24 protein-coding genes and 2 pseudogenes are annotated in these 24,804 nt (G+C 66.5%); 22 read left to right on the forward strand and 4 right to left on the reverse strand.

The features are described from left to right. Window positions 1-7 precede the first annotated feature (7 nt). Complete coding sequence (locus ACLQ3I_RS10255) at window positions 8-805, forward strand: enoyl-CoA hydratase family protein (RefSeq protein WP_425801654.1); 798 nt, start codon at window positions 8-10, stop codon at window positions 803-805. A 49-nt stretch (window positions 806-854) separates the two neighbouring features. After that, window positions 855-1,484: a TetR/AcrR family transcriptional regulator gene (locus tag ACLQ3I_RS10260; RefSeq protein ID WP_425801657.1), complete on the forward strand. Its 630-nt coding sequence runs from the start codon at window positions 855-857 to the stop codon at window positions 1,482-1,484. Between the two features lie 33 nt (window positions 1,485-1,517). On the opposite strand, the gene ACLQ3I_RS10265 is transcribed toward ACLQ3I_RS10260, so the two are convergent. Further along, window positions 1,518-1,955: a hypothetical protein gene (locus ACLQ3I_RS10265; protein WP_425792791.1), complete on the reverse strand. Its 438-nt coding sequence runs from the start codon at window positions 1,953-1,955 to the stop codon at window positions 1,518-1,520. A gap of 139 nt (window positions 1,956-2,094) precedes the next feature. Here ACLQ3I_RS10265 and ACLQ3I_RS10270 point away from each other — a divergent pair, with 139 nt between their 5' ends. Then, window positions 2,095-3,147 (forward strand): YdcF family protein, encoded by a 1,053-nt coding sequence (locus ACLQ3I_RS10270; protein WP_425801660.1) that lies wholly within the window; start codon window positions 2,095-2,097, stop codon window positions 3,145-3,147. A 92-nt stretch (window positions 3,148-3,239) separates the two neighbouring features. Here the strand turns inward: ACLQ3I_RS10270 and ACLQ3I_RS10275 are convergent. Both ACLQ3I_RS10275 and ACLQ3I_RS10280 read right to left on the reverse strand, forming a co-directional pair. Continuing rightward, window positions 3,240-4,210 (reverse strand): annotated as a pseudogene (locus tag ACLQ3I_RS10275) (alcohol dehydrogenase catalytic domain-containing protein). A 50-nt stretch (window positions 4,211-4,260) separates the two neighbouring features. Then, window positions 4,261-5,526 (reverse strand): annotated as a pseudogene (locus ACLQ3I_RS10280) (aldehyde dehydrogenase family protein). Window positions 5,527-5,683: 157 nt separating this feature from the next. Between ACLQ3I_RS10280 and ACLQ3I_RS10285 the strand changes: the two are divergent. The 9 genes from ACLQ3I_RS10285 (at window position 5,684) to ACLQ3I_RS10325 (ending at window position 15,475) form a co-directional block, all read left to right on the forward strand. Beyond that, window positions 5,684-6,580: an exodeoxyribonuclease III gene (locus tag ACLQ3I_RS10285; RefSeq protein WP_425792793.1), complete on the forward strand. Its 897-nt coding sequence runs from the start codon at window positions 5,684-5,686 to the stop codon at window positions 6,578-6,580. Window positions 6,581-6,677: 97 nt separating this feature from the next. Next, entirely contained in the window at window positions 6,678-7,658 is a 981-nt protein-coding gene (locus tag ACLQ3I_RS10290) for a hypothetical protein (RefSeq protein WP_425801663.1), read from the forward strand. A gap of 384 nt (window positions 7,659-8,042) precedes the next feature. Continuing rightward, window positions 8,043-8,414, forward strand: a complete 372-nt coding sequence (gene rpsL / locus ACLQ3I_RS10295; protein WP_007619326.1) for a 30S ribosomal protein S12 — start codon at window positions 8,043-8,045, stop codon at window positions 8,412-8,414. Between the two features lie 6 nt (window positions 8,415-8,420). Continuing rightward, window positions 8,421-8,891: a 30S ribosomal protein S7 gene (gene rpsG / locus ACLQ3I_RS10300; RefSeq protein WP_425792795.1), complete on the forward strand. Its 471-nt coding sequence runs from the start codon at window positions 8,421-8,423 to the stop codon at window positions 8,889-8,891. A gap of 86 nt (window positions 8,892-8,977) precedes the next feature. Next, complete coding sequence (gene fusA / locus ACLQ3I_RS10305; protein WP_425792796.1) at window positions 8,978-11,083, forward strand: elongation factor G; 2,106 nt, start codon at window positions 8,978-8,980, stop codon at window positions 11,081-11,083. Between the two features lie 119 nt (window positions 11,084-11,202). Continuing rightward, window positions 11,203-12,393: an elongation factor Tu gene (tuf, locus tag ACLQ3I_RS10310; protein WP_425801666.1), complete on the forward strand. Its 1,191-nt coding sequence runs from the start codon at window positions 11,203-11,205 to the stop codon at window positions 12,391-12,393. Between the two features lie 338 nt (window positions 12,394-12,731). Beyond that, the gene (locus ACLQ3I_RS10315) at window positions 12,732-13,640 is read left to right on the forward strand and encodes an alpha/beta hydrolase (protein WP_425801962.1); all 909 of its coding nucleotides are present in this window, start codon (window positions 12,732-12,734) and stop codon (window positions 13,638-13,640) included. 55 nt (window positions 13,641-13,695) lie between these two features. Continuing rightward, window positions 13,696-14,451 carry an alpha/beta fold hydrolase gene (locus tag ACLQ3I_RS10320; protein ID WP_425801669.1) on the forward strand — a complete coding sequence of 252 codons (756 nt, stop codon included), beginning with the start codon at window positions 13,696-13,698 and terminating at the stop codon, window positions 14,449-14,451. Window positions 14,452-14,500: 49 nt separating this feature from the next. After that, complete coding sequence (locus ACLQ3I_RS10325; protein ID WP_425790633.1) at window positions 14,501-15,475, forward strand: hypothetical protein; 975 nt, start codon at window positions 14,501-14,503, stop codon at window positions 15,473-15,475. Here ACLQ3I_RS10325 and ACLQ3I_RS10330 read toward each other — a convergent pair. Then, on the reverse strand, window positions 15,412-16,347 hold the full coding sequence (locus ACLQ3I_RS10330) for an oxygenase MpaB family protein (protein WP_425801672.1): 936 nt from the start codon (window positions 16,345-16,347) through the stop codon (window positions 15,412-15,414). The two genes, ACLQ3I_RS10325 and ACLQ3I_RS10330, sit on opposite strands and share 64 nt — an antisense overlap. 72 nt (window positions 16,348-16,419) lie before the next feature. Between ACLQ3I_RS10330 and ACLQ3I_RS10335 the strand changes: the two genes are divergently transcribed. The 10 genes from ACLQ3I_RS10335 (at window position 16,420) to ACLQ3I_RS10380 (ending at window position 24,800) form a co-directional block, all read left to right on the forward strand. Continuing rightward, the gene (locus ACLQ3I_RS10335; protein WP_425801675.1) at window positions 16,420-17,415 is read left to right on the forward strand and encodes an o-succinylbenzoate synthase; all 996 of its coding nucleotides are present in this window, start codon (window positions 16,420-16,422) and stop codon (window positions 17,413-17,415) included. Window positions 17,416-17,505: 90 nt separating this feature from the next. After that, entirely contained in the window at window positions 17,506-18,846 is a 1,341-nt protein-coding gene (locus ACLQ3I_RS10340) for a cytochrome P450 (protein WP_425801678.1), read from the forward strand. After that, window positions 18,843-19,442, forward strand: coding sequence for a TetR/AcrR family transcriptional regulator (locus ACLQ3I_RS10345; protein ID WP_267629927.1), 600 nt, complete (start codon window positions 18,843-18,845; stop codon window positions 19,440-19,442). Before ACLQ3I_RS10340 ends, ACLQ3I_RS10345 begins: the two co-directional genes overlap by 4 nt. Before the next feature lie 52 nt (window positions 19,443-19,494). Continuing rightward, window positions 19,495-20,364: an SDR family oxidoreductase gene (locus tag ACLQ3I_RS10350; RefSeq protein WP_425801680.1), complete on the forward strand. Its 870-nt coding sequence runs from the start codon at window positions 19,495-19,497 to the stop codon at window positions 20,362-20,364. Window positions 20,365-20,466: 102 nt separating this feature from the next. After that, window positions 20,467-21,045: a hypothetical protein gene (locus ACLQ3I_RS10355; RefSeq protein ID WP_425790642.1), complete on the forward strand. Its 579-nt coding sequence runs from the start codon at window positions 20,467-20,469 to the stop codon at window positions 21,043-21,045. Then, window positions 21,042-21,572, forward strand: coding sequence for a hypothetical protein (locus ACLQ3I_RS10360; protein WP_425801682.1), 531 nt, complete (start codon window positions 21,042-21,044; stop codon window positions 21,570-21,572). Before ACLQ3I_RS10355 ends, ACLQ3I_RS10360 begins: the two co-directional genes overlap by 4 nt. Continuing rightward, entirely contained in the window at window positions 21,569-22,186 is a 618-nt protein-coding gene (locus tag ACLQ3I_RS10365) for a hypothetical protein (protein WP_425801684.1), read from the forward strand. The genes ACLQ3I_RS10360 and ACLQ3I_RS10365 overlap by 4 nt, the downstream gene beginning before the upstream one ends. Beyond that, window positions 22,156-22,722: a hypothetical protein gene (locus ACLQ3I_RS10370; protein WP_425790648.1), complete on the forward strand. Its 567-nt coding sequence runs from the start codon at window positions 22,156-22,158 to the stop codon at window positions 22,720-22,722. The genes ACLQ3I_RS10365 and ACLQ3I_RS10370 overlap by 31 nt, the downstream gene beginning before the upstream one ends. 132 nt (window positions 22,723-22,854) lie before the next feature. Further along, complete coding sequence (locus ACLQ3I_RS10375; RefSeq protein ID WP_425801686.1) at window positions 22,855-24,069, forward strand: NAD(P)/FAD-dependent oxidoreductase; 1,215 nt, start codon at window positions 22,855-22,857, stop codon at window positions 24,067-24,069. A 2-nt stretch (window positions 24,070-24,071) separates the two neighbouring features. Further along, complete coding sequence (locus ACLQ3I_RS10380; protein WP_425801689.1) at window positions 24,072-24,800, forward strand: DNA alkylation repair protein; 729 nt, start codon at window positions 24,072-24,074, stop codon at window positions 24,798-24,800. Window positions 24,801-24,804 lie beyond the last annotated feature (4 nt).

Raw genomic sequence — 24,804 nt, forward strand, 5'->3', positions numbered from 1 at the left:
GTCGCCGATGACCGAAGTGGTTCACACCGACATCGCCGGCGAGGTCCTCACGCTCACATTGGACTCTCCGGCGAACCGCAACGCACTGGGCGAGGCGCTGGTCGCGCAGCTCCTCGACGGATTGCGTGCCGCCGAACGTGACCCCGCCATCCGTGCCGTCGTGCTGACGCACACCGGTGGGACATTCTGTGCCGGTGCGGATCTGAGTGAGGCGCTGGCACGGGGTGCCGCCGTCGAAGAGGCGTCGGCGATGGGCACGTCGGCGATGCTCGACCTGATGCGGGTCATCCTGGAGATGCCGAAGCCGGTCATTGCCAAGGTCGACGGACACGTCCGGGCCGGTGGCTTCGGGCTTCTCGGTGCAGCGGACATCGCGCTCGTGGGACCTCGGTGCACCTTCGCGCTCAGCGAGGCCAGGCTCGGACTGGCGCCGTCGGTGATCTCCTTGGTGTTGCTCCCGAAGATGACCGCGCGGTCCGCCGGCCGATACTTCCTCACCGGCGAGACCTTCGATTCCTCGGCCGCGGTGCAGATCGGGCTCGTCACAGAGGCATTCGCATCGGCTGACGAACTCGATGCCGGACTGACATCCGTGCTGTCCGGAATCCGGCGTGCCTCCCCGCAGGGTCTGGCCGCATCGAAGATGCTCACCACGGCAACGGTGTTGTCGAGCTTCCGGGGACTGGCTCGGCAGCGCGCCGACGAGTCGGCCGCTCTGTTCGGTTCGGACGAGGCCCGCGAGGGTATGACGGCGTTTCTGTCGAAGCGTTCTCCGCGTTGGGACCTGAATGCGCAGAAGGAATGACGCAGAAGGAATGACGCAGAAGGAATGATGTAGTGGAATCGATGACGAGATGACCGCGGGCACCCGCACGCCGCCGCCGCGCGAGCCGCGTCAGGAGCGTTCCCGCATCACCCGGGAGCGACTGTTGCGATCGACCATCGAGGCGCTCGCGCATGACGGCTGGTCGGCGGCAACGGTGGCGGCGGTCGCCGAACGGGCCGGCGTGTCGCGGGGCGCGGCACAGCATCATTTCCCCACCCGGGAGGCCTTGATCACGGCGGCTCTGGAGCAGGTCTTCGAGGACATGACCTCGACCGCATCGACCGCGATCACCGCGCTGCCCGCGGGGCCCGACCGGGTCGCCGCGGCCGTCGATCGGGCGGTCAGAATCTACACCGGTACGGAATTCAAAGCGGCACTGCAGGTCTGGGCCGCTGCGGCCTCCGATCCCGCGCTGCGTGAACTGATCCTGCCGATGGAGGACAAGTTCGCCCATGCTGCCCATCAGATGACGGTGGAGGCGCTGGACCCCGACGGCGCCAATCCGCAGGCGCGCAACGTCGCGCAGGTGACCCTCGACCTCGCCCGCGGACTCGGGCTGGCCGACACGCTCTCCGACGACTCGAAACGTCGCGCCCAGGTCGTCGCGACGTGGACGGAGTTGGTGACGGCTGCTCTGCGGTCGGCCGAACACGGCTGAGCACCGTGGGCGGCGCGGCGGCGCGACTTCGACTCAGCGTATGGCGACGCGCACCGCTTCCTGGTACCGCGTCCGCAGGTCGGGCGGTGTCGACTCCGGGAACGTCACCACCAGGTCGAGCACCTGGTACGCGGAGTCCTGTCCGCCCGCGTAGGTCGTGGCTCGGCCGGTGGTCGGGAACTTCAGGAACGTCGCCTGATCGAACTCAGTGGCGGTCGAACAACCCGCCGTCGGGCAGACCTGGGCGGTCACGTCCTTCTCGCCGGTCAACTGGAGGTTCTGACCGCGGACGGCCTCGGCGACCTGCGCGTCCGAGCCCGGATCGATCGGGTTGTCGACCACCGATTGGCCGGCGACGCCCGACTCCGAAGCGGGCGTCGACGCGGGCTCCCCGCCGCATGCGGTGGCACCGAGCAGGCACGCACCGACGACGATCGATGACGTCCAGAATCTCGCCAAAGTCCTGTTCATACCTTCACCTCCGTCGCCTTGCCTCTTATCCTTCCTACCGGGCACTTACCCGTCGACCCCGACCGGGGTGGGCCGGGGGCATCGATTTGTGCGGCCCAACGAGCTCATCATTGCCGCCGCGGCTGCCATGATTGCCGACATGGGTGCACTGCTGATCGCGCTCGTTCTTCTCGCGCTCGGCGCCGGTATCACTGCCTGGCGTGAGCCGCGCCGATTGTTGCCGGGCATCTTCGGAACGGGCGCGGTCGTGATCGTGGCGATGGTGGTGGTCGCTGCCGTGGCGGGGGCCTGCGGACGCGAGGTGTCGGGTGCCATGGTGCTGGCCGTGGTGGCGGTGACCGGGCTGGTCGCCGCGGCCGTGCTCGGTGTGTACCTGGTTGGCACCGGAGTCGAGCTGGTGCGCAGGGAGGGCCTTCGCTCGTCGATGATGCTGTCGACCGCCCTGGGGGTACTCCTCCTGGTCTACGTCGTCGGCGTCGCCACGGGCCTGGTGGTCGGTTGGCTCATCCCGACCTCGGACCACCGCTTGCTGTTCGTGCTCGCGGCGATCGGCGTACCTGCTGCCTATATCGGCTTCGCGCTCCTGGCGTTGGTCATCTGGTCGGCCGTCTACGAGGTGTGGGCTCGACGACGGGTCCGGCGCGATCCCGCAGGCGCCGTGATCGTGTTAGGTGCCGGGCTCATCGACGGACGCCGGGTGGGGAAACTGCTGGCGGGTCGGCTCGATCTGGCCCAGGAGGTGTTCGACCTGGCCGAAGCGTCCGGCCGCCGGCCGATCATGATCTGCTCGGGTGGCCGCGGTGCCGACGAGGAGGTGTCGGAGGCCGCAGCCATGTCCGATTACTTGCTGACCCGCGGAATGCGTGGCGATGCCGTGCTGGCCGAGGATGATTCGACCGACACCGCCGAGAACATCGCCTTCTCGGCGAAGCTCCTCGCCGATCATCGTGTCGTGGGGCCGGTTGCCGTCGTCACCAGCGACTATCACGCCCTGCGCGCCGCGATGCTGATGCGCGGCAACGAGATCGACGGATTCGCCACTGGGGCGCGCACGGCGTCGTACTTCGTTCCGAACGCCGAGGTCCGTGAGTTCGCCGCCATCATGTGGAAGCACCGGTGGCTCAACCTCGCACTGGTCGTCGCGATCTCGATTCCGTGGCTCCTGGCCGTGTGGGATGTGTCGGTGAGGTGACGAGATCGAACCGACGTGGGCCGGCCCGGGCACGGAAGGCGGATTCGGCGTGCTCGGGCCGGGCTCGTTCGCGGTGGATTCGTCGCGGTCGATCAGGCGTCGTGGATGATCACACCGCGAATGTTCTTGCCGTCGCGCAGATCCTGATAGCCCTCGTTGACCTGATCGAGGGTGTGGGTCTGGGTGATCAGCTCGTCGAGCTTGAGCTGGCCCGCGTCATAGAGCCGGAGCAGTTTGACGATGTCGTACTGCGGGTTGGCCGACCCGAACAGGCTGCCCTTGATCGTCTTCTGGTTCAGGGTCAGATCCGTTCCCGACACCTGGACCGTGAGTTTCGTCGGGTCGGCCAGGCCGGTGATGACCACTGTGCCGCCCTTGCCGATCACGGCGGTGGCGTTCGCGACGACCTGTTCGTCGACGGTGCCGACCAGGATGAGCGCCTGATCGGCGCCCTGGCCCCAGGTCAGTTCGTTGACCTTCGCCGCTGCCTCGGCAGCGTCGGCGAAGGCATGGCGCGCACGCCGCCCGCGTAGACCGAGGTTCCCCAGCCCGATGGCACGCCACACCCGTCGAGGACCGCCTTGTCCAACGGCAGCCACTCGTCGACCTTGACCACCGAGTGCTGCGAGATCGTGGCCTGCTCGGCGAATGTCCCGAGCATGCACATCGCACCGAAATCGTCACCGCCGGAGTGGAAACGGAACGAACCGTCGGGCATCGACCCCTCGAGGATGGTTGCGCCCATGTCGCACAGGTTCTGGCGACCGGTGGAGCAATAGCGGCAGGTCCCGCAGTTCGGGATGAAGCTGCAGACCACGTGATCGCCGGGTTTGACCTTGGTGACGCCCGGGACCACCGCCTCGATGATGCCGGAGCCCTCGTGGCCGCCGACGATCGGATAACGCGGCGGCAGATCGCCGTTGGTCGGGTGGAGATCGGAGTGGAAGAGACCGGCAGCGGTGTATTTGATCAGGACCTCGCCCTCCCGCGGCTCGTCGAGGTCGAGTTCGATGATCTCGAACGGCTTTCCGGGGGAGGTGAGGACCGCGGCGTTGGTGGTCATGGACATGTCATGTGCTCCTGGGGTTCTCGTGGATTCGGGTGGGCGTGCGCTCAGAGGGCGACGTTGACGGCCTTGGTCTGGGTGTACAGATCGATGGCGGAGCTGCCGAGTTCGCGACCCCAGCCGGACTGCTTGTACCCGCCGAACGGCATCGCGGTGTCGAAGCCGTTGTACTGGTTCACCCACACCGAGCCGGCCTTGATCTGGCGGGCGGTCTTGTGGGCCTTGGACAGATCGGTGGTCCAGATGCCCGAAGACCGTCGGCTCGATGAAGAAACCCTCATCGCCCCAACGCTTCCCGCCGGTCAGTGCGCGGGCGCCGTCGGCCAGTCCGGCGGACAGGTAGCCCGACTCGCGGTCGAACTGTTCCTGGTTGATCAGTGGTCCGAGTTCGGTCGCCGGATCGAGTCCCGGACCGATCTTGGCCTGCGATGCCGCCTCGGCGACCGCGGCCGTGAAGTCGTCGAAGATGGGGCGTTCGACAACGAGTCGGGTGCCGGCGACGCAGCACTGCCCGTGGTTGAACATCCACGCCGCAACCGATCCGGCCACGGCCTTCTCGAAGTCCGCGTCGGCGAACACGATGCTGGGGCTCTTGCCGCCGAGTTCGAGGGAGACCTTCTTCAAGTTGCCCTTCGCGGCGTCGACGATCTTCTTGCCGACCTCGGTGGAACCGGTGAAGGCGATCTTGTCGTCGTCGTGGGCGGCCAGCGCGGCACCCGCCTCCCCGTAGCAGGTGACGATGTAGACCACTCCGGGCGGGAATCCGGCCTCGGTGAAGATCTCTCCGAGAAGATATGCGGTGAGCGGGTCTGCTCGGCGGGCTTGAGGATGACGGTGTTGCCCGCTGACAGCGCGGGCGCGAGCTTGAACGCGGCCATCAGCAGCGGGAAGTTCCACGGCACGATCCGGCCGCACACGCCGACGGGTTCACGCAACGTGTAGGCGTGGTACTCGCCGCCGGGGACGAACGGCATCGACACGTCGACGGTGCTGCCGGTGATCTTGGTGGCGAGCCCGGCGTTGTAGCGGAAGATGTCGGCCGACCACGCCATGTCGACCGCGGTCGAGACGGTCGCCGCCTTGCCGTTGTCGAGGGCCTCGAGTTGCCCGAACTCCGTCGCACGCTCGCTGAGGAGGTCGCCGACCTTCCAGATCAGACGCTCGCGCCAGTGCTCGCGGCTGTTGATCGCGATCCCGCCGCGGATCTCGGCGGGCGTACCGAGCGCCGTCGACGCGATGTCGACCAGGGTGGTCGGTGTCGCGTCGTCGGGGCGGACCCCGGACAGGGCCGACCGCCGCCACGAGTGCTCGATGACCGGGCGCCGGGGCGACGATTCGGAGGGGTGGGCGAGTGGGTCGATGTCCTCACATGACACACATCACTCTGCTGCGCCGGGCCCCGGCGCTACTGCGCTCGCGATCACCGGCATGCCGTCGGCGGGTGGAATACCCGCGACTACGGTTGACACCATGCGCGTCGTGACCTGGAACGTGAACTCGGTCAAGCAACGGATCCCGCGATTGTTGCCCTGGCTCGATCAACGACGGCCCGACGTGGTGTGCCTGCAGGAGACCAAGCTCGCCGACGACGCGTTCCATGACGCGCTGGGCGCCGACCTCGCGGACCGCGGTTATGAGATCGCCCATGTGGGACAAGGGCAGTGGAACGGGGTCGCGATCCTGTCGCGGGTCGGACTCGACGACGTCCGGTCGGGCTTCGACGGGGTACCGGGCTTTCCCGAGGCGGATTCGCCGACCGAGGCGCGTGCGGTCTCCGCCACGTGCGGTGGCATCCGGGTGTACTCGCTGTACGTACCCAACGGCCGGGAGCCGGACTCGGATCACTACCGATACAAGCTGGAGTGGTTGGCGCGTCTGCGTGACAGTGTCGCCGCGGCGACCGGTGCCGGAGCCGCCGACAACACGATGCTCTGCGGCGACATGAACATTGCGCCGACCGACGCCGATGTGTTCGATCCGACTGCCTACGAAGGTCATACGCACGTGACGGTGCCGGAACGTCGGGCGCTCACCGATTTCGACGAGTTGGGTCTACACGATGTGGTCCGTGAGCGGTGGCCTGAGGACCGGGTCTTCAGCTACTGGGACTACCGGGCCGGGATGTTCCACAAGGACCTCGGGATGCGGATCGATCTCGTTCTCGCCGGTGGGCCCATCGCCGATCGTGTCGCGTCGGCGTGGATCGATCGGCAGGCGCGCAAGGGCAGCAAACCCAGTGACCATGCGCCGGTCGTCGTCGATCTCGACAACGCACCCGACGGCGACATCGGCCCGGTCGTGCCGCCGCCGTCGAACCCCGCGAAGCGTGGCGCCACGAAGGTCAAGCTGCCCCAATCATCCGAATAGCCTTGGCTCCGCGTGGAGGCCGTCGAGGCGTATGCATGTTCGCCGGACGAAGAAATCGCGAAAGCCTCTCGGGCCGCCAGAGGTGCGTATCCAATGGATGGCATCGGTCTTGTCGATCCGGCGGATGGCAAAGGGGCACGGTATGAACAGCGTCGGCATGAGCATGGTCGAATCCGGCGTCAAGAGGCTGAGGAAGTTCGCCGACGAGCACGTGGAACCGCGACGTCGCGGCGACACCATCGACACGTACCGCAACATCCGGGTCGGGATGATCTCCCTGATCCTGATGCTCGGGGTGGCCATCGCCATCGACAGCATCGAGGAGGGCCGGATCGAGTCGTCGATCAGCCGGTACTACTACACCTCCGTCCATGCGGTCTTCATCGGCGCACTGTGCGCGATGGGTGCGATGCTCATGGCGTACAAGGGGCGCTCGGAGGTCGAGGACGTTCTGCTCAACTACGCGGGGTTCCTCGCGTTTCTCGTCGCGTTCATCCCGACACCCGTCACCGGGGACCAGCGGGCGCTCACGAGCCCGGACTGGGTCCGCTGGAACGTGTGGGCAGCCTGTGCGGCCACTGCCGCCGGACTGGTGCTGTGGTTCGTCTTCGGCCGGCTCCGGGGGTACGCCTCCTCGCCGCACCGGACGTGGATCGGCATCGTCGCACGGTGCCTCGGCGTGACGGCCGTGATCCTGGTCGTCGTGCGACTGTTCGGGCACTGGACCTGGATTCCCGGTTCCACCCACGACGTCGCCGCCGTGTCGATGTTCGTCGGCCTCATCCTCGTGGTGGTCTTCAATGGCCTTGCGGCACTGGCCGACCGCGAGGGTGGGGGAGCGCGGTCGTGGTATCCGTGGGCATATGCCGTCATCGCCCTGGTGATGGCTCTGACACTCATCGGCATCGTCTGCATCGGCCCGGTCGGCGCGTCATGGCTCTTCTGGGTCGAGGTGGTACTACTCGCCGAGTTCGGGGTCTTCTGGGTGGTGCAGACCCTCGAGCTCTGGGACGACGAGGAGTCGGCGGCCCGCCTCGAGCGGCAACATGCGGAACAAAGTTCCGCCGACGGCCGTTGAGCAACCCGGAAGGTCACCCCGGGTTCACCATCCGTTGGTTCGTCATCGAGATGGGCGAATCCGTTTTTTGACCTGTGCAAACTCGATCGGTAGAGTGGATCGCCGGTGCCCGGCACATGCTGGGCCAGTCCGCATGCCCGGCAACCGGGAGCTCGCGGTCTGACAAGCAAAACCGCGGTCGAGCGTCTGACACGCCCGACCTCGGGGTAGCGATAATGTACTGACCAGCACTTACGGGCTGGTGGGGCGAGTTGTGGAAGCAACGGGATCGAATTTTGATTCTCGGCGCTTGCCCGGAGCACAAACCGCGACACGACAACTACAAGCCCGCCGACAGCGTTGACGAGACGCAGGCGGGGACTGCCGACAAAGGAAGAACACCTAGTGCCAACCATCAATCAGCTGGTCCGCAAGGGCCGTCACGACAAGGCCGCGAAGACCAAGACCGCGGCCCTCAAGGGAAGCCCGCAGCGTCGCGGCGTGTGCACCCGCGTCTACACCACCACCCCGAAGAAGCCGAACTCCGCGCTGCGAAAGGTCGCCCGTGTGCGCCTGACCAGCTCCGTCGAGGTCACCGCTTACATCCCGGGTGAGGGTCACAACCTTCAGGAGCACTCGATGGTGCTCGTCCGCGGTGGTCGTGTGAAGGACCTCCCGGGTGTTCGCTACAAGGTCATCCGCGGCTCGCTCGACACCCAGGGTGTCAAGGACCGTAAGCAGGCCCGCAGCCGTTACGGCGCGAAGAAGGGGAACTGATAAGTCATGCCACGTAAAGGACCCGCACCCAAGCGCCCCCTGATCAACGACCCGGTCTACGGTTCGCCGCTGGTCACCCAGCTGGTCAACAAGATTCTGCTGGACGGCAAGAAGTCGACCGCCGAGCGCATCGTCTACCGGGCGCTCGAGCAGGCTCGCGACAAGACCGGTACCGACCCCGTCGTCACCCTCAAGCGCGCCCTCGACAACGTCAAGCCGACCCTCGAGGTCAAGAGCCGTCGCGTCGGTGGCGCCACGTACCAGGTGCCGATCGAGGTCAAGCCGGGACGCGCCAACACCCTCGCACTGCGGTGGCTGGTGACCTTCAGCCGCCAGCGTCGTGAGAAGACGATGGTCGAGCGTCTCGCCAACGAACTGCTCGACGCCTCCAACGGTCTCGGCGCTTCGGTCAAGCGTCGCGAGGACACCCACAAGATGGCCGAGGCCAACCGGGCGTTCGCGCACTACCGCTGGTGATCTCGACGTCGGGCCGGCGGTGGATCATCATCGGCCCGACGCTCACCACAACCAATTCAGCTCTAGCGAAATTGCGAGGCAATTAAGTGGCACAGGAAGTGCTCAGCGACCTGAACAAGGTGCGCAACATCGGCATCATGGCCCACATCGATGCCGGTAAGACCACCGCAACCGAGCGAATCCTCTTCTACACCGGTGTCAACTACAAGATCGGTGAAACCCACGACGGTGCCTCGACCACCGACTGGATGGAGCAGGAGAAGGAGCGGGGGATCACCATCACCTCCGCCGCGGTGACGTGCTTCTGGAACAACAACCAGATCAACATCATCGACACCCCCGGCCACGTCGACTTCACCGTCGAGGTGGAGCGCAGCCTTCGCGTGCTCGACGGCGCGGTCGCCGTGTTCGACGGCAAGGAAGGCGTCGAGCCGCAGTCCGAGCAGGTCTGGCGGCAGGCGGAGAAGTACGAGGTCCCGCGCATCTGCTTCGTCAACAAGATGGACAAGCTCGGTGCGGACTTCTTCTTCACCGTGCGCACCATCGAGGAGCGCCTGGGCGCGAAGCCGCTCGTCCTGCAGCTGCCGATCGGTGCCGAGGACAACTTCGACGGCATCGTCGACCTGATCGAGCAGAAGGCGATCACCTGGCGCGGCACCGTCGAGATCGGTGCGGAGCCGACCTTCGAGGAGATCCCCGCGGATCTGGTCGACCAGGTCGCCGAGTACCGCGAGAAGCTCATGGAGACCGTCGCCGAGAGCGATGAGGCATTGCTGGAGAAGTACTTCGGTGGCGAGGAACTGACCACCGAAGAGATCAAGGGTGCGATCCGCAAGCTGACCATCCGCCGTGAGTACTACCCGGTGATCTGTGGCTCCGCGTTCAAGAACAAGGGTGTCCAGCCGATGCTGGACGCGGTCATCGACTACCTCCCGTCGCCGCTCGACGTCCCCTCGGTCGAGGGTCACGCCGTGGGCAACGAGGAAGAGATCCTGTCGCGCAAGCCGTCGTCCGAGGAGCCGTTCTCGGCGCTGGCGTTCAAGATCGCGGCGCACCCGTTCTTCGGCAAGCTGACCTTCGTCCGCGTGTACTCCGGCCACGTGACGCCGGGCACCCAGGTGCTCAACGCCACCAAGGGCAAGAAGGAGCGCATCGGCAAGCTCTTCCAGATGCATGCCAACAAGGAGAATCCGGTCGACGAGGCCTGGGCCGGTCACATCTACGCGATGATCGGCCTGAAGGACACCACCACCGGTGACACCCTGTGCGATTCGAATGCACCGATCGTGCTCGAGTCGATGAGCTTCCCGGACCCGGTCATCAACGTCTCGATCGAGCCGAAGACCAAGTCCGACCAGGAGAAGCTCGGCACCGCGATCCAGAAGCTCGCCGAAGAGGACCCGACCTTCACCGTGTCGCTCAACGACGAGACCGGCCAGACCGTCATCGGCGGTATGGGCGAGCTGCACCTCGACGTGCTGGTCGACCGCATGAAGCGGGAGTTCAAGGTCGAGGCCAACGTGGGCAAGCCTCAGGTCGCGTACCGCGAGACCATCAAGAAGTCTGTCGACAAGCACGAGTTCACCCACAAGAAGCAGACCGGTGGATCGGGGCAGTTCGCCAAGGTCATCATCAAGCTCGAGCCGCTGGTGGACGCCGAGGACGGCGCCACCTACGAGTTCGACAATGCGGTCACCGGTGGTCGCGTTCCGCGTGAGTACATCCCGTCCGTGGATGCCGGCGCGCAGGACGCGATGCAGTACGGCGTGCTCGCCGGTTACCCGCTGGTCAACTTGAAGGTCACCCTGCTCGACGGTCAGTACCACGACGTCGACTCCTCGGAGATGGCCTTCAAGATCGCCGGTTCGCAGGCCCTCAAGGAGGCCGCGCGGATGGCGAGCCCGGTCATCCTGGAGCCGATCATGGCCGTCGAGGTCACGACTCCGGAGGACTACATGGGTGACGTGATCGGCGACCTGAACTCCCGCCGTGGCCAGATCCAGGCCATGGAGGAGCGCAGTGGTGCCCGTGTCGTGAAGGCGCAGGTTCCGCTGTCGGAGATGTTCGGCTACATCGGAGACCTTCGGTCGAAGACCCAGGGCCGGGCAAACTACTCCATGGTGTTCGACTCCTACGCGGAAGTTCCCGCGAACGTGTCGAAGGAGATCATCGCGAAGGCCACCGGCGAGTAAGTCGGTCGCCCCAGCGACACGCGCCGGCCACATCACAAGCGGGCGCAACAACGTAAGTAACCGAACAGAGCTGTTGGGATCCACCCAACAGAGCAACAACAGTCCAGGAGGACAATCAAGTGGCGAAGGCGAAGTTCGAGCGGACCAAGCCGCACGTGAACATCGGCACCATCGGTCACGTCGACCACGGCAAGACCACGCTGACCGCGGCCATCACCAAGGTGCTGCACGACAAGTACCCGGAACTCAACCAGAGCTTCGCGTTCGATCAGATCGACAAGGCTCCGGAAGAGAAGGCTCGTGGGATCACGATCAACATCTCGCACGTGGAGTACGAGACCGAGAAGCGTCACTATGCGCACGTCGACGCTCCCGGTCACGCGGACTACATCAAGAACATGATCACCGGTGCGGCTCAGATGGACGGCGCGATCCTCGTGGTCGCCGCCACCGACGGTCCGATGCCGCAGACCCGCGAGCACGTGCTGCTGGCCCGCCAGGTCGGTGTGCCCTACATCCTGGTCGCCCTGAACAAGGCCGACATGGTCGACGACGATGAGATCATCGAGCTCGTCGAGATGGAGGTCCGCGAACTGCTGGCCGCCCAGGAGTTCGACGAGGAGGCCCCGGTGGTCAAGGTCTCGGCGCTGAAGGCGCTCGAGGGCGACGCCGAGTGGACCAAGTCGGTCGAGGAGCTCATGGCTGCCGTCGACGAGTCGATCCCGGACCCGGTCCGCGAGACCGACAAGCCGTTCCTGATGCCCGTCGAGGACGTCTTCACCATCACCGGCCGCGGCACCGTGGTCACAGGTCGTGTGGAGCGCGGCGAGGTCAATGTGAACGAGGAAGTCGAGATCGTCGGCATCCGCGAGAAGTCCACCAAGACCACCGTCACCGGTATCGAGATGTTCCACAAGCTGCTCGACTCGGCACAGGCGGGCGACAACGCCGGTCTGCTGCTGCGCGGTCTCAAGCGTGAGGACGTCGAGCGCGGTCAGGTCATCGTGAAGCCGGGCACCACGACTCCGCACACGGAGTTCGAGGGCCAGGCTTACATCCTGAGCAAGGACGAGGGTGGTCGTCACACCCCGTTCTTCAACAACTACCGTCCGCAGTTCTACTTCCGTACCACGGATGTGACCGGTGTCGTGACCCTTCCCGAGGGCACCGAGATGGTCATGCCGGGCGACAACACCGAGATGAGCGTCAAGCTCATCCAGCCGGTCGCCATGGACGAGGGCCTGCGCTTCGCGATCCGCGAGGGTGGCCGCACCGTCGGTGCCGGCCGCGTCACCAAGATCAACAAGTGACCTTGTCAGTCACAGTGGTCTAGACGAACACACGAAGGCGCCCGGTCACGAAAGTGGCCGGGCGCCTTCGTCGTCTGCGCATGCCGGTCAGGAGCACGTGCACGGTCCGGTGATCTCGGTCGGACTCATCGAGGTGCCGGCGTCGCACGCGATTCATCGATTGGTCGAGTCCGCATCATGAATCACATGAGCCACTTTGGTAACACCGTGGTTGCAATGTGCCGGAGCTGTGGTCACAAGCATGGCAATCGCCGGTGCCGGCGAATTACGGTGCTGCGGTGCCAGTTCTCATCGACCGCGGGCGCTTTGCCGTCGCGCGGCGACGCTTTCTCGTGTTTCTGCTCGCGCTCGCCGCGGCCGCCGGAACGGGAGTCGTCGCCGCGGGGACCGCAAACGCGGCCTCCTTCGGTCGTTTCTACGTGGCGGGTTGTGGAATGCCCTCGACGCCGGTGGACATGTGGACCAGATGGGGCAATTACAAGACGGTGATCGCGCTCGACGGGCTCCGGGCGACGAACGACGAGAGCGGCTGGCGCCATGAGACGCGGATTCAGCGGATCGCCGACACCGGCGTGAACGTGGTGGAACCGGTCGGTGGGCTGGCGAGCTTCTACACCGACTGGGATGCCGCCAGCCCGGGAAACAAGATCAAGTACCGCTATCGCTGGACCTGCCGCCTGAACACCATTGTGAGAGAACTCGATGCGCGCGGTCTCGCCGTGGGGCCGCGGGGTAAGTATGCCCTCATGGGCATCTCGATGGGCGGCAACGCGGCGATGATCTACGGTGCGTACCACCGGAAGCGGATCTCCCATGTCTTCTCGATGTCGGGATTCCTCAACCTGTCCGCGCCGACCATGCGGGAAGCGGTGCGACTGGCCCTCATCGACGCGGGGATGGCCGCGGGGGTCGGTCCGTTCAGCGCCGACGCCATGTGGGGTCTGCCGTGGAACGAACGGTGGGTTCGCAACGACGCCCTCGTCCAGATCGCCAGGATGCGTGGGATGCACATCCGGGTCGGAGCGGCCTCGGGCCTGTGGGGGAAGTACAACACCGATGCGATCGGATCCATCAAGGGCACCCCGCTCGAGGTGATCTCGCTCGCGCAGACCCGCACCTTCGAGGTCGGGGCGGCGATTGCCGGCGTGCGGATCACGACCGATTATCCGGCGCTCGGAACCCATCAGTGGGGTTACTGGCAGGACATGGTGATGCGTGCGAAGAAGAGCGGCTGGTTCCGCGACTGACCCGCGGACAGCACCCGGAATCTCGGCGAGAGCACCGCTCATTACCCTCGATGGCATGCGCGTGCTGCATCGATCGACATCTTCCGGGGAACTGGCACTGAATGTCCGGGTCGCCGGGGTCGACCGCGATCGCCCGCCCGTCGTGCTGGTGCACGGCATGGCCGGCGACCACAGCACCTGGCGCACCTTCGCCAGGGCGCTACGCCGTGAGGGCAGGTCGGTCGTCTCCGTCGATCTCCGCGGTCACGGCCGGAGCGGGCACGCCGCGACCTACCGGCTCGACGACTTCCGCGACGACCTGAGGTTCGTCCTCGACGACCTCGACATCGAGGTCGCCGACGTGGTCGCGCATTCGCTCGGGGCGCACTCCGCGCTCCGGTTGGCGATGGATGTGCCGAACCGCGTGCGGCGCATCGTCCTCGAGGAGATCCCGCCGATGCCGCGGGATCAACACGATCTCGACGAGAACATCGTCGTCGCGGCATCGCTCGGCGAACGCGTGCGCGGACTGGGCTGGGCCGTGCGCAATCCGGTTCCCATCATCCGATTCGACCGACGGGTGGCCACCGACGTCTCGACCCAGTTCGAGGTCGCCGACCCCGACTGGTGGACGCGTCTGCGGGCGGTCACGGCACCTGCCCTGGTCATCTCGGGTGGCCGCCGAAGCTTCCTGCCGTCACAGCATCTCCGTACGCTCAGCGAGGTGCTGCCCGACGGCCGGTTCGCCGTGATCGACGCCGGGCACAGTGTGCATCGGGACCGAGCTGCCGACTTCGGCTCGGCGGCAGGTGAATTCCTCAGGGCGTCATAGCCCCCCGGACATCGGGAACCGTTTGGGGCCGGGCTGCGTCCTAAGAACCATGAGTCCCCGCGATCTCGCACCACCGACCATCCTGATCGACTGGCTCGCCGCAGGCGACCGCACCACAGAACTCCTCGACGACACCGTCGGCGTCGACCGCCCCTGGTGGGCCGAGCAACTCGCCGAGCACGGTCTTCCCGGCGTGTTGTGCGGCGAGACAATATCGCGCACAGGCCTTTTCGGTCTGGCAGACGCCGCCCTGGCGTCTCCCGACGATGCGATCAACCTGCTGTGGAACACCATCGCGTTCTGTCACGGTCGGCGCCCCGGCGAGAACAAGCGCCGCATGGTCGCGGTGGCGACCGACCGACGACGGATCGGGGGATTGCTCCAGGAGGCGGCGCAGGCGAGTCGCGAGGATCCGGCCACCGCCTTCGAACTGCTGAAGCCAGAACGTGGCGGCAACACGATCGAGCGCCTCGGGCCCACCGGCTTCACGTGGTTTCTGTACTTCGCGGGCGGCGGAGCACCAGACCATCCGAGCCAGGTGCTCGACAGCAAGATCGCCAGGACGATCCGTCGTGCAGGGTGGAAGCGATTCCCGGTGAGCGCGTGGACGGCCGACGACTACGTCGGGTTCGGGGAGGTCGTGGCCCGATGGCGTACGGAGTCCGGGGCCGCTCGCAACGACGTCATCGTCCGGGGACTGTACTCGGTGTCCCCGCCGGCCGACGCGGACTACCCCTGGCAGACCTGGGAACGTGAGACCTGGAAGAGCGACAACTGGGTCAACGGGCCGTTGTCGACCGACGATCTCCGGCAGATCTATCACTGGCTGGCACTGATCGCCGATGTCTACCCGATGTCGACGGCGGCCGCCGACTTCGCGCGGATCGGACCAACGATCAGCAGAGCGCTCGACGGAGACCTCGGGCCCACGCCGCGCCTCCGACCACCGGGGGAGTCGTCCTACGACGACCCCTTCTTGTTGTACAACGGTCGTGGGTCCACGCCGATCTCACGCCAGGCCTGATAGGCCCATGGCACGTAGAGCCATTTCAGTGGCAGTCGGTTGAACACCGGATTCGCCGCCCGCATGGCCGCCGCGAAACGCTGGAAGCGCTTCTCCCGTTTGGCATCCCACTCGAGACCGCACACCTCACGCATCTGTTGTGGGATCGTGCCGACGATGACCGTCCGGATGAATCCGTTCAGCGGGACCGAAGCCACCCTCCATACCGGTGCCGGGACCTTCTTGGGCCGGGGGAGGCCCTGGCGGATGTAGCCGGTGGCGTACACAACGGTCTTGTGCGGAACGAACCGGTTCAGCATGTCATCCCAATACGCGAGAAACTCCTCGTAGGTCTGTGGCTGACTCCGCGCACTGACCCCGTACAGCTGATACCAGACCTTGCTCTCCTCGAAGATCTGGACTTTCTCGGTGTAGCTCAACCTGCGGATGAACGTATCGGTGATGTAGAGCACCTGGTCGACGAAAGTCGCATGAGCCCAATAGAACAGCTCGGGATTGAGTGCGTGGTAGCGCGATCCGTCGCTGATCGTGCCCTTGATGTCGCGATGGAAGTCGCGAACCGTGCGGCCCCACTTCTGCGGTTCGGTGCTGTAGACGGTCGTCATCACCGGTGGTCCGGTCCGCCGTGCGCGGCCCAGGAAGTCGTCGAAGATGACGGAATGGTCGAGCACCGCCTGGCCGAGTTGCTCGATGCAGTTCTCGGTGCCGGCGAGGCGCTGAAAACCGAGGATTCCGCGACTGTCGCCGTAGAACTTCCAGACGAGGGAATCGGCGCCGAGACGCGGCGAGGCCTCCGCCGCATCGGCCTCGTCGTCGACGATGACCGGTTCGGCCTCGCGGATCGACTGCTCGTAGTCCTGGTTGACTGACATGGGAGGAGACTAACCCAGCTTGGAACGAAGTGAAAGATTTGTTCCAAGGAGGCTCGTGAGAAGGGACCGGTGATGTCCGGGAACGCACTGCCCACAACGGCCGATCTGCTCGCCACGGCGTTGGTGGTCCGATTGCCGATGCGTACACGGTTCCGCGGCCTCACCATGCGCGAGACGATGGTCTTCCGCGGGCCGGCCGGATGGGGGGAGTTCGGTCCCTTTGTCGAGTACGACGACGACGAAGCGTCTGCGTGGCTCGCGGCCGGCATCGAGGCGGCATATCAAGGGCCGCCGCCGCCGGTACGCGACGTGATCGCGATCAATGCGACCGTGCCGGCCGTCCCGGCGTCCGAGGTCGCCGGGATTCTGGCTCGTTATCCGGGGGCGTCGACCGCCAAGGTCAAGGTCGCCGAACCCGGCCAGACGCTCGACGACGACGTCGCGCGGGTCGCCGCAGCCCGCGCCGGGGTGGCGCGGGTGCGGATCGATGCGAACGGCAAATGGACTGTCGCCGAGGCGATCCGCGCGATCCGGGCGATCGGTGACGTCGAGTACGTCGAACAACCGTGTGCGACCGTGGAGGAACTCGCCGAAGTGCGCCGCGCCGTCGGCGTCCCGATCGCCGCGGACGAATCGATCCGGAAGGCGGCCGATCCATATCGGGTGGTCGCCGCCGACGCCGCCGACGTGGCCATCGTCAAGGTCGCGCCCCTCGGTGGGATGCGGGCAACGCTCGAGATCGCCGACGCGATCGGGCTGCCCGTCGTGGTGTCGTCGGCCCTCGACTCGGCGGTGGGCATCTCCGCCGGGCTGGCCGCGGCGGCCGCATTACCGAACCTCGACCACGCCTGTGGGCTCGGCACCGGCGCCCTGTTCGGTGCCGATGTGGCCGTGCCCTTCCTCCCGGCGGGAGGGGCGGTCACCACGCGCTGGTTCGGGCCTGATCACATCGTCGACCGGGGCGCCGTGCCGCTGGCCGATGGGAGGCGTGAGCGGTGGTGGCGTGACCGCCTGATCCGCTGTCATGCGCTGCTGTCCGCTCGGGGGGTCGATCACGACCGGGACTAGAAACATTTTCGATATTCTGTTCCAATGGTTCGGGAGAATGCGATCGGGGTCACAGTCGGCCCCTGACCCGTGGGTGTGAGGAGACGTGGCATGACAACGACGGTGGGCGCGGAGGCCCCGGCCGGCAGCGACCTGCTCGAGGTGCCGTGCGCCGACCGCAACGGGATTCTCGAGATGATGTCGATGCGGCGTGATCCGTTCGCGTTCGGCGACGACCGGCTGGCACGGTTCGGCCAGGTGTCCGGTCTCAACGCGCTGGGTATCCAGATGGTGATCGCCTCGGGCCCGCGGGCCGCCGACGAGATCCTGATGAACCGCGACAAGGCCTTCGCCAACGGGCCGGCCTGGAGCTACTTCATCGGCCCCTTCTTCAATCGCGGCATCATGCTGCTCGATTTCGACGAGCACCGACACCATCGGCACATTCTCCAGCAGGCGTTCACCCCCTCCGCGCTCAAGGGCTACATGCAGGAGATGCAGCCCATGATCGCCGATCGGATCGAGCGGTTCGCGTCCGGCGATGTGAAGCTGTTCAGCGAGTTCAAGGAGCTGACGCTCGACGTCGCCCTCGAGGTCTTCCTCGGCGTCGAACTGCCCAAGCACGATGCGGACAAACTCAACAAGGCCTTCATCGAGACGGTGCGTGCGGGAGTCGCCTACGTGCGCAAGCCGGTTCCCGGAGGACGGTGGTGGAAGGGACTCCGGTCTCGCAAGGTGCTCGAGGAGTTCTTCTACGAGAACATCCCGGTCAAACGGGCGCGTGAGACGCCGGACCTGTTCTCGGTGCTCTGCCATGCGGAGAGCGACAACGGCGATCGCTTCACGGACGAGGACGTGGTCAACCACATGATCTTCGTGTTGATGGCCGCCCACGACACGTCGACCATCACCACGACGCAGATGGCCTACCGGATGGCGAAAGCGCCCGAGTGGCAACAGAAGGCGTACGAGCAGTCGATGGACCTCGATCGCGAGCTCGGCTATGACGATCTCGACAAGCTCTCGGTCATCGACGCAGTGATGAAGGAATCCCTGCGGATGTGTCCGCCGGTGCCCGCGCAGCCGCGGATGGCGATCAAGGACACCTCGGTCCAGGGATACTTCGTCCCCAAGGGGAGCTTCGTCTCGGTGCCGCAGCTCACCAATCACCGTGACCCCGAGTTCTTCACCAACCCGGAGATGTTCGATCCCGAGCGCTTCTCGGCGGACCGCGCCGAGGACAAGGGCCACCGGATGGCGTGGATGCCGTTCGGCGGTGGCGTACACAAGTGCATCGGCCTGTATTTTGGCCAGATGGAGATCAAGACGATCCTGCATCATCTGGTACGCGGTCACGAGTGGTCGGTGCCGGACGGCTACACCATGCCGATGGATTACAGCTCCCTTCCTGTTCCCAAAGACAAGCTCCCCGTGAGCATTCGACGCCGATGACGACGACACGGGCGCCGCGTAAGACGCGCAACACCTCGTCACCGGAGGATCAGGAACAGGCGATCCTCTCGGCGGCCGGGGCCGAGTTCACCTCTGTCGGGGTCCGGCGCGCGAACATGGACGAGGTCGCCGCGCAGGCGGGCGTCAGCCGGAGCACGCTCTACCGGCGCTTCCCCAACAAGGAGGCGCTGCTGCTGGCGGTGGCCAACGATCTCTACGAACGTGGGATGCGCCGCCTCGAACAGGCGGTCGTCGGGCTCGGACCCGCCGATGCGGTGGTCGAGGCCTTCGCCGAGGGCGCGCTGATGGTGTCCGAGGATCCGCTGATGCGCCGCCTGGTGCTCACCGACTCGGAGATGAAGGGCATCACCGCGTCGGTGACCGCCCTGTTCATCGACATGGTGACCGATCGGGTGGCTGCCACGCTACGGGAGGCAGGCGCCACGATGCCCGCGGATGATCTGCTGCAGGCGGTGGAGCTCCACGTCCGGTTGGTCATCTCCTATCTCGAGGTCCCCACCTCCGACGAGAGCCGGACGCAACCCGAAGCGGTCCGGGCACTCGCCGCCAAGTATCTGGCTCCGATGATCTGGTGAGGGTCCCTCGATCGCCGTCTCGTCAATTCCGTTCAGCACCAAAGGATCACCGATGTCCCTCCGCGACCGAATCAGCCGTACGCCCGATCACGACGAGGTCCGATCCGCTCTGTGCGGCAAGATCATCGCCATCACCGGCGGTGCGCGCGGCATCGGATTCGAAACGGCCACACAGCTGTTCGACGCGGGCGCCGTCATCGCCCTCGGCGATGTCGACGAGGAGGCGGTCGGCAAGGCGGCCGCCGACCTCGGGGTCGAGGGGTTCTCCGTCGACGTCACCGACCGCAAGTCCTTCGACGATTTCCTCACCGGCGTCGAGGATTCCCTCGGCCCGATCGATGTCCTGATCAACAACGCCGGGATCATGCCGGTCGGGCATTTCCTCTCCTACGACGAGGCCCTGATCCGGCGAACCTTCGACATCGATGTCATCGGGGTGATCACCGGAACCCAGCTCGCGGCCCGCCGGATGGTGACGCGGGGCCGCGGCCAGGTCGTCAACATCGCATCGGTCGCCGGACGTCTGCCGACTCCCGGACTGACCATCTACAACGGCGCGAAAGCCGCCGTCATAGAGTTCTCCGAGGCCCTCGACGCCGAGTTGGAGCCCACCGGTGTGCGGATCAGTACGGTGCTCCCGACCTTCACCAGAACCGGTCTGATCTCGGGGCTGCGGACCAACTCGCTCGTACGGCCGGTCGACCCCGAGGATGTCGCGGCACACGTCGTATCGATCATCGCCCGACCGCGGGTTCGGGTGACGGCTCCCCGGTCCATGGCCTGGGTGCATGCCAATGCGACGATCCCGCAGCGCATGAAGCGGATGTCGCGCCGAATGACCAAGCTGGACAGTATGTTCTTGGACTACGACCACGATCAGCGAGCAGCGTATTCGCAGCGTATCGGCGCCGACGGACGGTAGGGCGGCCGAGAGGACGACACCCCTGTGGCTGTGTCCGGCGTCACCGTTAGGGTGGAGTCGGCTCGACGGTGACGTCGGTGCCATCGGTGAGAGGAACGACGCATGACCGGCAACCGTCTGCTCGACGACGAGCGGACCGCGCGTGCCGAGTTGCGCAGCGCGGTCGATGAACTGCGGACGGCGGAGATCGAGGCCGGTGAGCGACGCCCTTCGCGAATCCGGTGGGTGATCGCGATCGTCGCCGTCGCCGCCGTGGTCGCGGCGGTCATCGGGGGGACGCTGTGGGTACGCGCGGAGCGCGCCTACACCGACGGCGACTTCCAGCGGGCCGCGGTGGCGAGGGTGTCCCTCCTGCTCAGCCCCGATCATCGACGTCCCGATCAGGCGAGGCGCATCCTGGACGGTGCGACTGGCGCGTTCTATGACGAGTTCGCGCAATCTGCCGACGGTTACAGTCGGTTCGTCCAGAGCCAGGGGACCGTGGCGCGGGGAACCGTGGACGGCGCCGGGGTCTCGGGCCGGTCTGGGGACGAGGCCGCGGTCCTGGTGGCCGCGACGGTCGAGTTCTCTGGTGACGCGGCCGCGGGGCGCGCCCCTTCGGACCAGCAGTTCCGGCTACGGGTGCTGGTGACGCCCGACGACGGTCAGCTGAAACTCTCGGCGGTGCAGTACATCCCATGACCGATTCCCGTGCCGGCGTTGGGCGCAACAATTCCCGGATCGTCTCGAGGAGGTCGGCGCTCCTCATCTCCGGTGCGATCGTGGTGGTACTCGTCGTCCTGCTCACGGTACTGGCCTGGCAATGGCGGGTCTCGGTCACCGATTCCGCCACCGAACGTAGTCGCGATCAACTACGTAATGACGCCGGAAAGGTGGTGGCGCAGGTCTTCTCGGTCGACACCGCGACGTGGCAGGCCGATCGGACCCGGGCCCGAGGACTCGTGGGCGGAGAGTTCGCCGCCCGGTACGCATCGGAACTGACTCGCCCGCCTGCCGATGGTGCACGCAGCATCGTGTGGACACCGGAGGCCGTCGGCATCGTCGATGCAGGGCCCGACAGCGGGGACGTGCTGATCCGCGCAAAGATCGTGACGACACCCGCCGTCGCGTCCGCCGGTGCACCGATCACCGAGAGGTCCTCGGTCACAGCTCGATTCGACAAAGCCGACGATCACTGGTTGCTGACCCGCGTCGAGGTGATCTCATGAGTGCGGTCGATGAGGAACGTGTGGAACAGGCACGGCAACAGGTGGTCGAGGCGACCCGGAATGCGCGTCTGGCGCGTGTCGTGGCAGCCGGGCCGCTGCGCGATCGGGCCCGTCGCCGGTCGAGACGCCTGGTGATCGCCTCCGCCTTCGCTGTGGCCGTCGTGGTGCTCCTGGTCGCGGTGATCGTGGCCGTCGCGGTGCACAATCGATCTGCGACGGAACGTGCCGACGCCGCGACCGCGGCACTCGATGGATCACGTTCGGCGGTGACCGCATTGCTGACCGCGAATCCCCGTGATCCCGCCGGCTACCTCGATCGGGTGCTGGCCGTGACCACCGGGGCCCAGCACGACCGGCTCGTCACGTCGCGCGATGCCCTCGTCGCCGAGATCGGTCGCCAGGACCGGCCGAGTACCGGGCAGGTCTTGTCCGCCGGTCTGATCACGGATCCGCCCTCCGACGACGTCGGCGCGCAGGCACGCGTGCTGATGGTCGCCGAGGCCACCGATCCGACCTTGGTCGGTGGCGACTACGGCGACCGACGCGTGAACATCGAGGTGACGATGACGCGAACATCCGCCGGGTGGCTGATGAGTCAGGCGGGACTGACGTGACCGGCGGGTTGCAGCTCACCCGTCGTGGACGGCGCTGGTTCGGTACGGCGGTGGTGATCGTGCTCGTCGCGACGATCGTGGCGATCGCCGGATTCGTGGGTGCTCACCGCGCGCGCCCGGTTCCCGACGAGGCCCAGCGCGACGCCGTGCAGGCCGCGACGAGCGAGGCGGTCACGGCGCTGATGACCTTCGGGCCCGACTCCACACCGTCCGACCGCGCGGCGGTGGCCGCGCGTCTGACGGGTTCGTTGCTCCTCCGGTACCGCAGTGAAGGGCCCGATGTCGTGTTGCCCGGTGCGGTGACGGGCGGAGCGAGCATGACGGTCCGGGTGGTTGGCGTCGGGGTGAACGCATACGCCGCGGACCAGGCCCAGATGATGGTGTTCGCCGATCAGTCCGTGAGGTTGCCCGGCGTGACCCCATCCGCCGGCACCGACGGAGAACGCACCTCTACCGCTCGGTGGGCCACTATGCGTAATGTCGGGGGCAACTGGCGGCTCGCCGACCTCGAGATGGTCGGCGATGTCACCCGATGAGGGGGTGCATCCAGCGCATCTCCGGCCGGCTCACGGTGGCCGGCGACCGCGGGCGACGCGGACCGCGTCGACGTCGCGGCGCCGGGTTACACCTCGTGGGCACGGATCTGGATACGTCATGGGAGGACGCAGATGAGTGGGTCAACCGCGGGTGTGGTCGTGGTGGGAGCGGGCCTGGGTGGGATCCGCGTCGCTGAGAGCCTGCGCGCCAACAACTATGCCGGAACCGTCACGCTGATCGGGGCCGAGCCCCATCCGCCCTACGATCGTCCGCCGCTGTCGAAGTCGGTGCTGCTCGGCAAGGACGACCGCGTCGACCTGAAGCCTGCCGAGTTCTTCGGCGACTCGTCGATCGACCTGCGGGTCGGGGAGCGGGTGAGCGCGATCTCGCCGGAGGATCACACGGTCACCGTCGAGCGTTTCGATGATCCGGCGCGCAGCGAGATCGTGGCGTACGAGACCCTGGTCCTTGCCACCGGACTTCGGCCGCGGTCGCTGCCCGGTTGCGACGATGTGCCGGGTGTGCACGTCTTGCGCAGCATCGATGACGCTCTCACCCTGCGCGGCGAGCTCGAGGGCGCGACCCGGGCGGTGGTGGTGGGCGCCGGATTCATCGGCTGCGAGGTTGCGGCGAGCCTCAACCAGCGTGGCCTGGCGGTCACCCTGGTCGAGCCGGCACCGACACCGCTGGTCGCGGCGTTGGGGCCCGAGATCGGCAACATGGTCACCCGGTTGCATGTCGCCAACGGCGTCGACGTCCGCACCGGCATCGGGGTCGACGAGGTGCTGTCGGACGGCTTCCGGGTACGAGGGGTGCGCCTGTCCGACGGCGCCGAGGTCGACGCCGACGTCGTGGTGGTCGGAATCGGATCGGCCCCCGTCATCGACTATCTCGACGGCTCGGGGATCGAGGTCGCACCCCGGGAGGTCGGTGGTGGCATCGCCTGCGATGAACACGGCGCTACATCGGCTCCCGATGTCTATGCTCTCGGCGATGTGGCCAACTGGCGTACCGAGAACGGTGGGACACGGCGGGTCGAGCACTGGACGCACACCGTCGAGCAGGCGAGTGTCGTCGCGCACCGGATCGCGAAGACGGACGCCATGATCCCCGCCACGCCCGCGTACTTCTGGAGCGATCAGTACGACCTCAAGATCCAGGTGCTCGGCCGCCCGGAGTCGACCGACGAGGTCCATGTGGTGGACGACGACGGCCGAAAGTTCTTGGCGTACTACAGCCGCGACGGCATCCTCACCGGCGTGGTCGGTGCGGGTAAGGTCGGCGCGGTCATGAAGACGCGCCCGAAGCTCCTCACACGCACCCCGATCGCCGACCTCATCGCCTGACGATGGCCGCCGCGTTCCCGGCGTCGGAGATCGTGGCGGCGGTCGCCGAACTGGCGGATCCCGCCCGGGCGGCGAGCTCGGCACGCTTCTTCAAGACCGGGCCGGGCGATTACGGCGAGGGCGATGTGTTCGTCGGTGTCGCCGTGCCGCCGTTACGTAAGGTGGCCAAGCGATTTCGCGGGGTGCAGCCGAGTGCGATCCGCGAGCTGTTGGACTCGCCGATACATGAGCATCGCCTGCTCGCTCTCTTCCTGCTCCGCGCGGAGTTCGAGAGGGCGTCGGCCGGCACCGAGCAGTCCGCCTGGGTTGAGCTCTACCTGACCGCCCTGCACGACGGGCGGGTGGACAACTGGGATCTCATCGACTCGTCGGCCGACCCGATTCTGGGCGAATGGCTGGTCTCGTGTGCCGACCACGAGCCGCTCGTCGAACTGGCGGGACAGGACGACCTGTGGTGCCGACGGGCCGGCATCGTCGGGACGTTCGCGTTTCTCAAGCACGGGTTCTCCGACGCCACCATCGCCGTCGTATCGGTCGTCCTCGATGATCGTCGTGATCTGATCCAGAAGGCGACCGGATGGATGTTGCGCGAACTCGGGAAACGCGTGGATCGCACCGTGCTGACGGACTATCTGGGTGCGCACGCCGCCCAGATGGGCAGTACCGCACTGCGTTACGCGACCGAGCACCTCGATCCCGGTGACCGGGCGTATCTGCGGTCCCTACGCTGAGTGA

The organism is Gordonia sp. DT101, assembly GCF_049844895.1.
In the GTDB taxonomy this organism is placed as follows: Bacteria; Actinomycetota; Actinomycetes; order Mycobacteriales; family Mycobacteriaceae; genus Gordonia.

What these genes read in the sequence shown, in the direction of transcription:
- ACLQ3I_RS10255 (WP_425801654.1), top strand. Translation starts at nt 8, where the DNA reads ATGACCGAAGTGGTTCACACCGACATCGCCGGCGAGGTCCTCACGCTC.
- ACLQ3I_RS10260 (WP_425801657.1), top strand. Translation starts at nt 855, where the DNA reads ATGACCGCGGGCACCCGCACGCCGCCGCCGCGCGAGCCGCGTCAGGAG.
- ACLQ3I_RS10265 (WP_425792791.1), bottom strand. Translation starts at nt 1,955, where the DNA reads ATGAACAGGACTTTGGCGAGATTCTGGACGTCATCGATCGTCGTCGGT.
- ACLQ3I_RS10270 (WP_425801660.1), top strand. Translation starts at nt 2,095, where the DNA reads ATGGGTGCACTGCTGATCGCGCTCGTTCTTCTCGCGCTCGGCGCCGGT.
- ACLQ3I_RS10285 (WP_425792793.1), top strand. Translation starts at nt 5,684, where the DNA reads ATGCGCGTCGTGACCTGGAACGTGAACTCGGTCAAGCAACGGATCCCG.
- ACLQ3I_RS10290 (WP_425801663.1), top strand. Translation starts at nt 6,678, where the DNA reads ATGGCATCGGTCTTGTCGATCCGGCGGATGGCAAAGGGGCACGGTATG.
- rpsG (WP_425792795.1), top strand. Translation starts at nt 8,421, where the DNA reads ATGCCACGTAAAGGACCCGCACCCAAGCGCCCCCTGATCAACGACCCG.
- ACLQ3I_RS10320 (WP_425801669.1), top strand. Translation starts at nt 13,696, where the DNA reads ATGCGCGTGCTGCATCGATCGACATCTTCCGGGGAACTGGCACTGAAT.
- ACLQ3I_RS10325 (WP_425790633.1), top strand. Translation starts at nt 14,501, where the DNA reads ATGAGTCCCCGCGATCTCGCACCACCGACCATCCTGATCGACTGGCTC.
- ACLQ3I_RS10330 (WP_425801672.1), bottom strand. Translation starts at nt 16,347, where the DNA reads ATGTCAGTCAACCAGGACTACGAGCAGTCGATCCGCGAGGCCGAACCG.
- ACLQ3I_RS10335 (WP_425801675.1), top strand. Translation starts at nt 16,420, where the DNA reads ATGTCCGGGAACGCACTGCCCACAACGGCCGATCTGCTCGCCACGGCG.
- ACLQ3I_RS10340 (WP_425801678.1), top strand. Translation starts at nt 17,506, where the DNA reads ATGACAACGACGGTGGGCGCGGAGGCCCCGGCCGGCAGCGACCTGCTC.
- ACLQ3I_RS10345 (WP_267629927.1), top strand. Translation starts at nt 18,843, where the DNA reads ATGACGACGACACGGGCGCCGCGTAAGACGCGCAACACCTCGTCACCG.
- ACLQ3I_RS10350 (WP_425801680.1), top strand. Translation starts at nt 19,495, where the DNA reads ATGTCCCTCCGCGACCGAATCAGCCGTACGCCCGATCACGACGAGGTC.
- ACLQ3I_RS10355 (WP_425790642.1), top strand. Translation starts at nt 20,467, where the DNA reads ATGACCGGCAACCGTCTGCTCGACGACGAGCGGACCGCGCGTGCCGAG.
- ACLQ3I_RS10360 (WP_425801682.1), top strand. Translation starts at nt 21,042, where the DNA reads ATGACCGATTCCCGTGCCGGCGTTGGGCGCAACAATTCCCGGATCGTC.
- ACLQ3I_RS10365 (WP_425801684.1), top strand. Translation starts at nt 21,569, where the DNA reads ATGAGTGCGGTCGATGAGGAACGTGTGGAACAGGCACGGCAACAGGTG.
- ACLQ3I_RS10375 (WP_425801686.1), top strand. Translation starts at nt 22,855, where the DNA reads ATGAGTGGGTCAACCGCGGGTGTGGTCGTGGTGGGAGCGGGCCTGGGT.
- ACLQ3I_RS10380 (WP_425801689.1), top strand. Translation starts at nt 24,072, where the DNA reads ATGGCCGCCGCGTTCCCGGCGTCGGAGATCGTGGCGGCGGTCGCCGAA.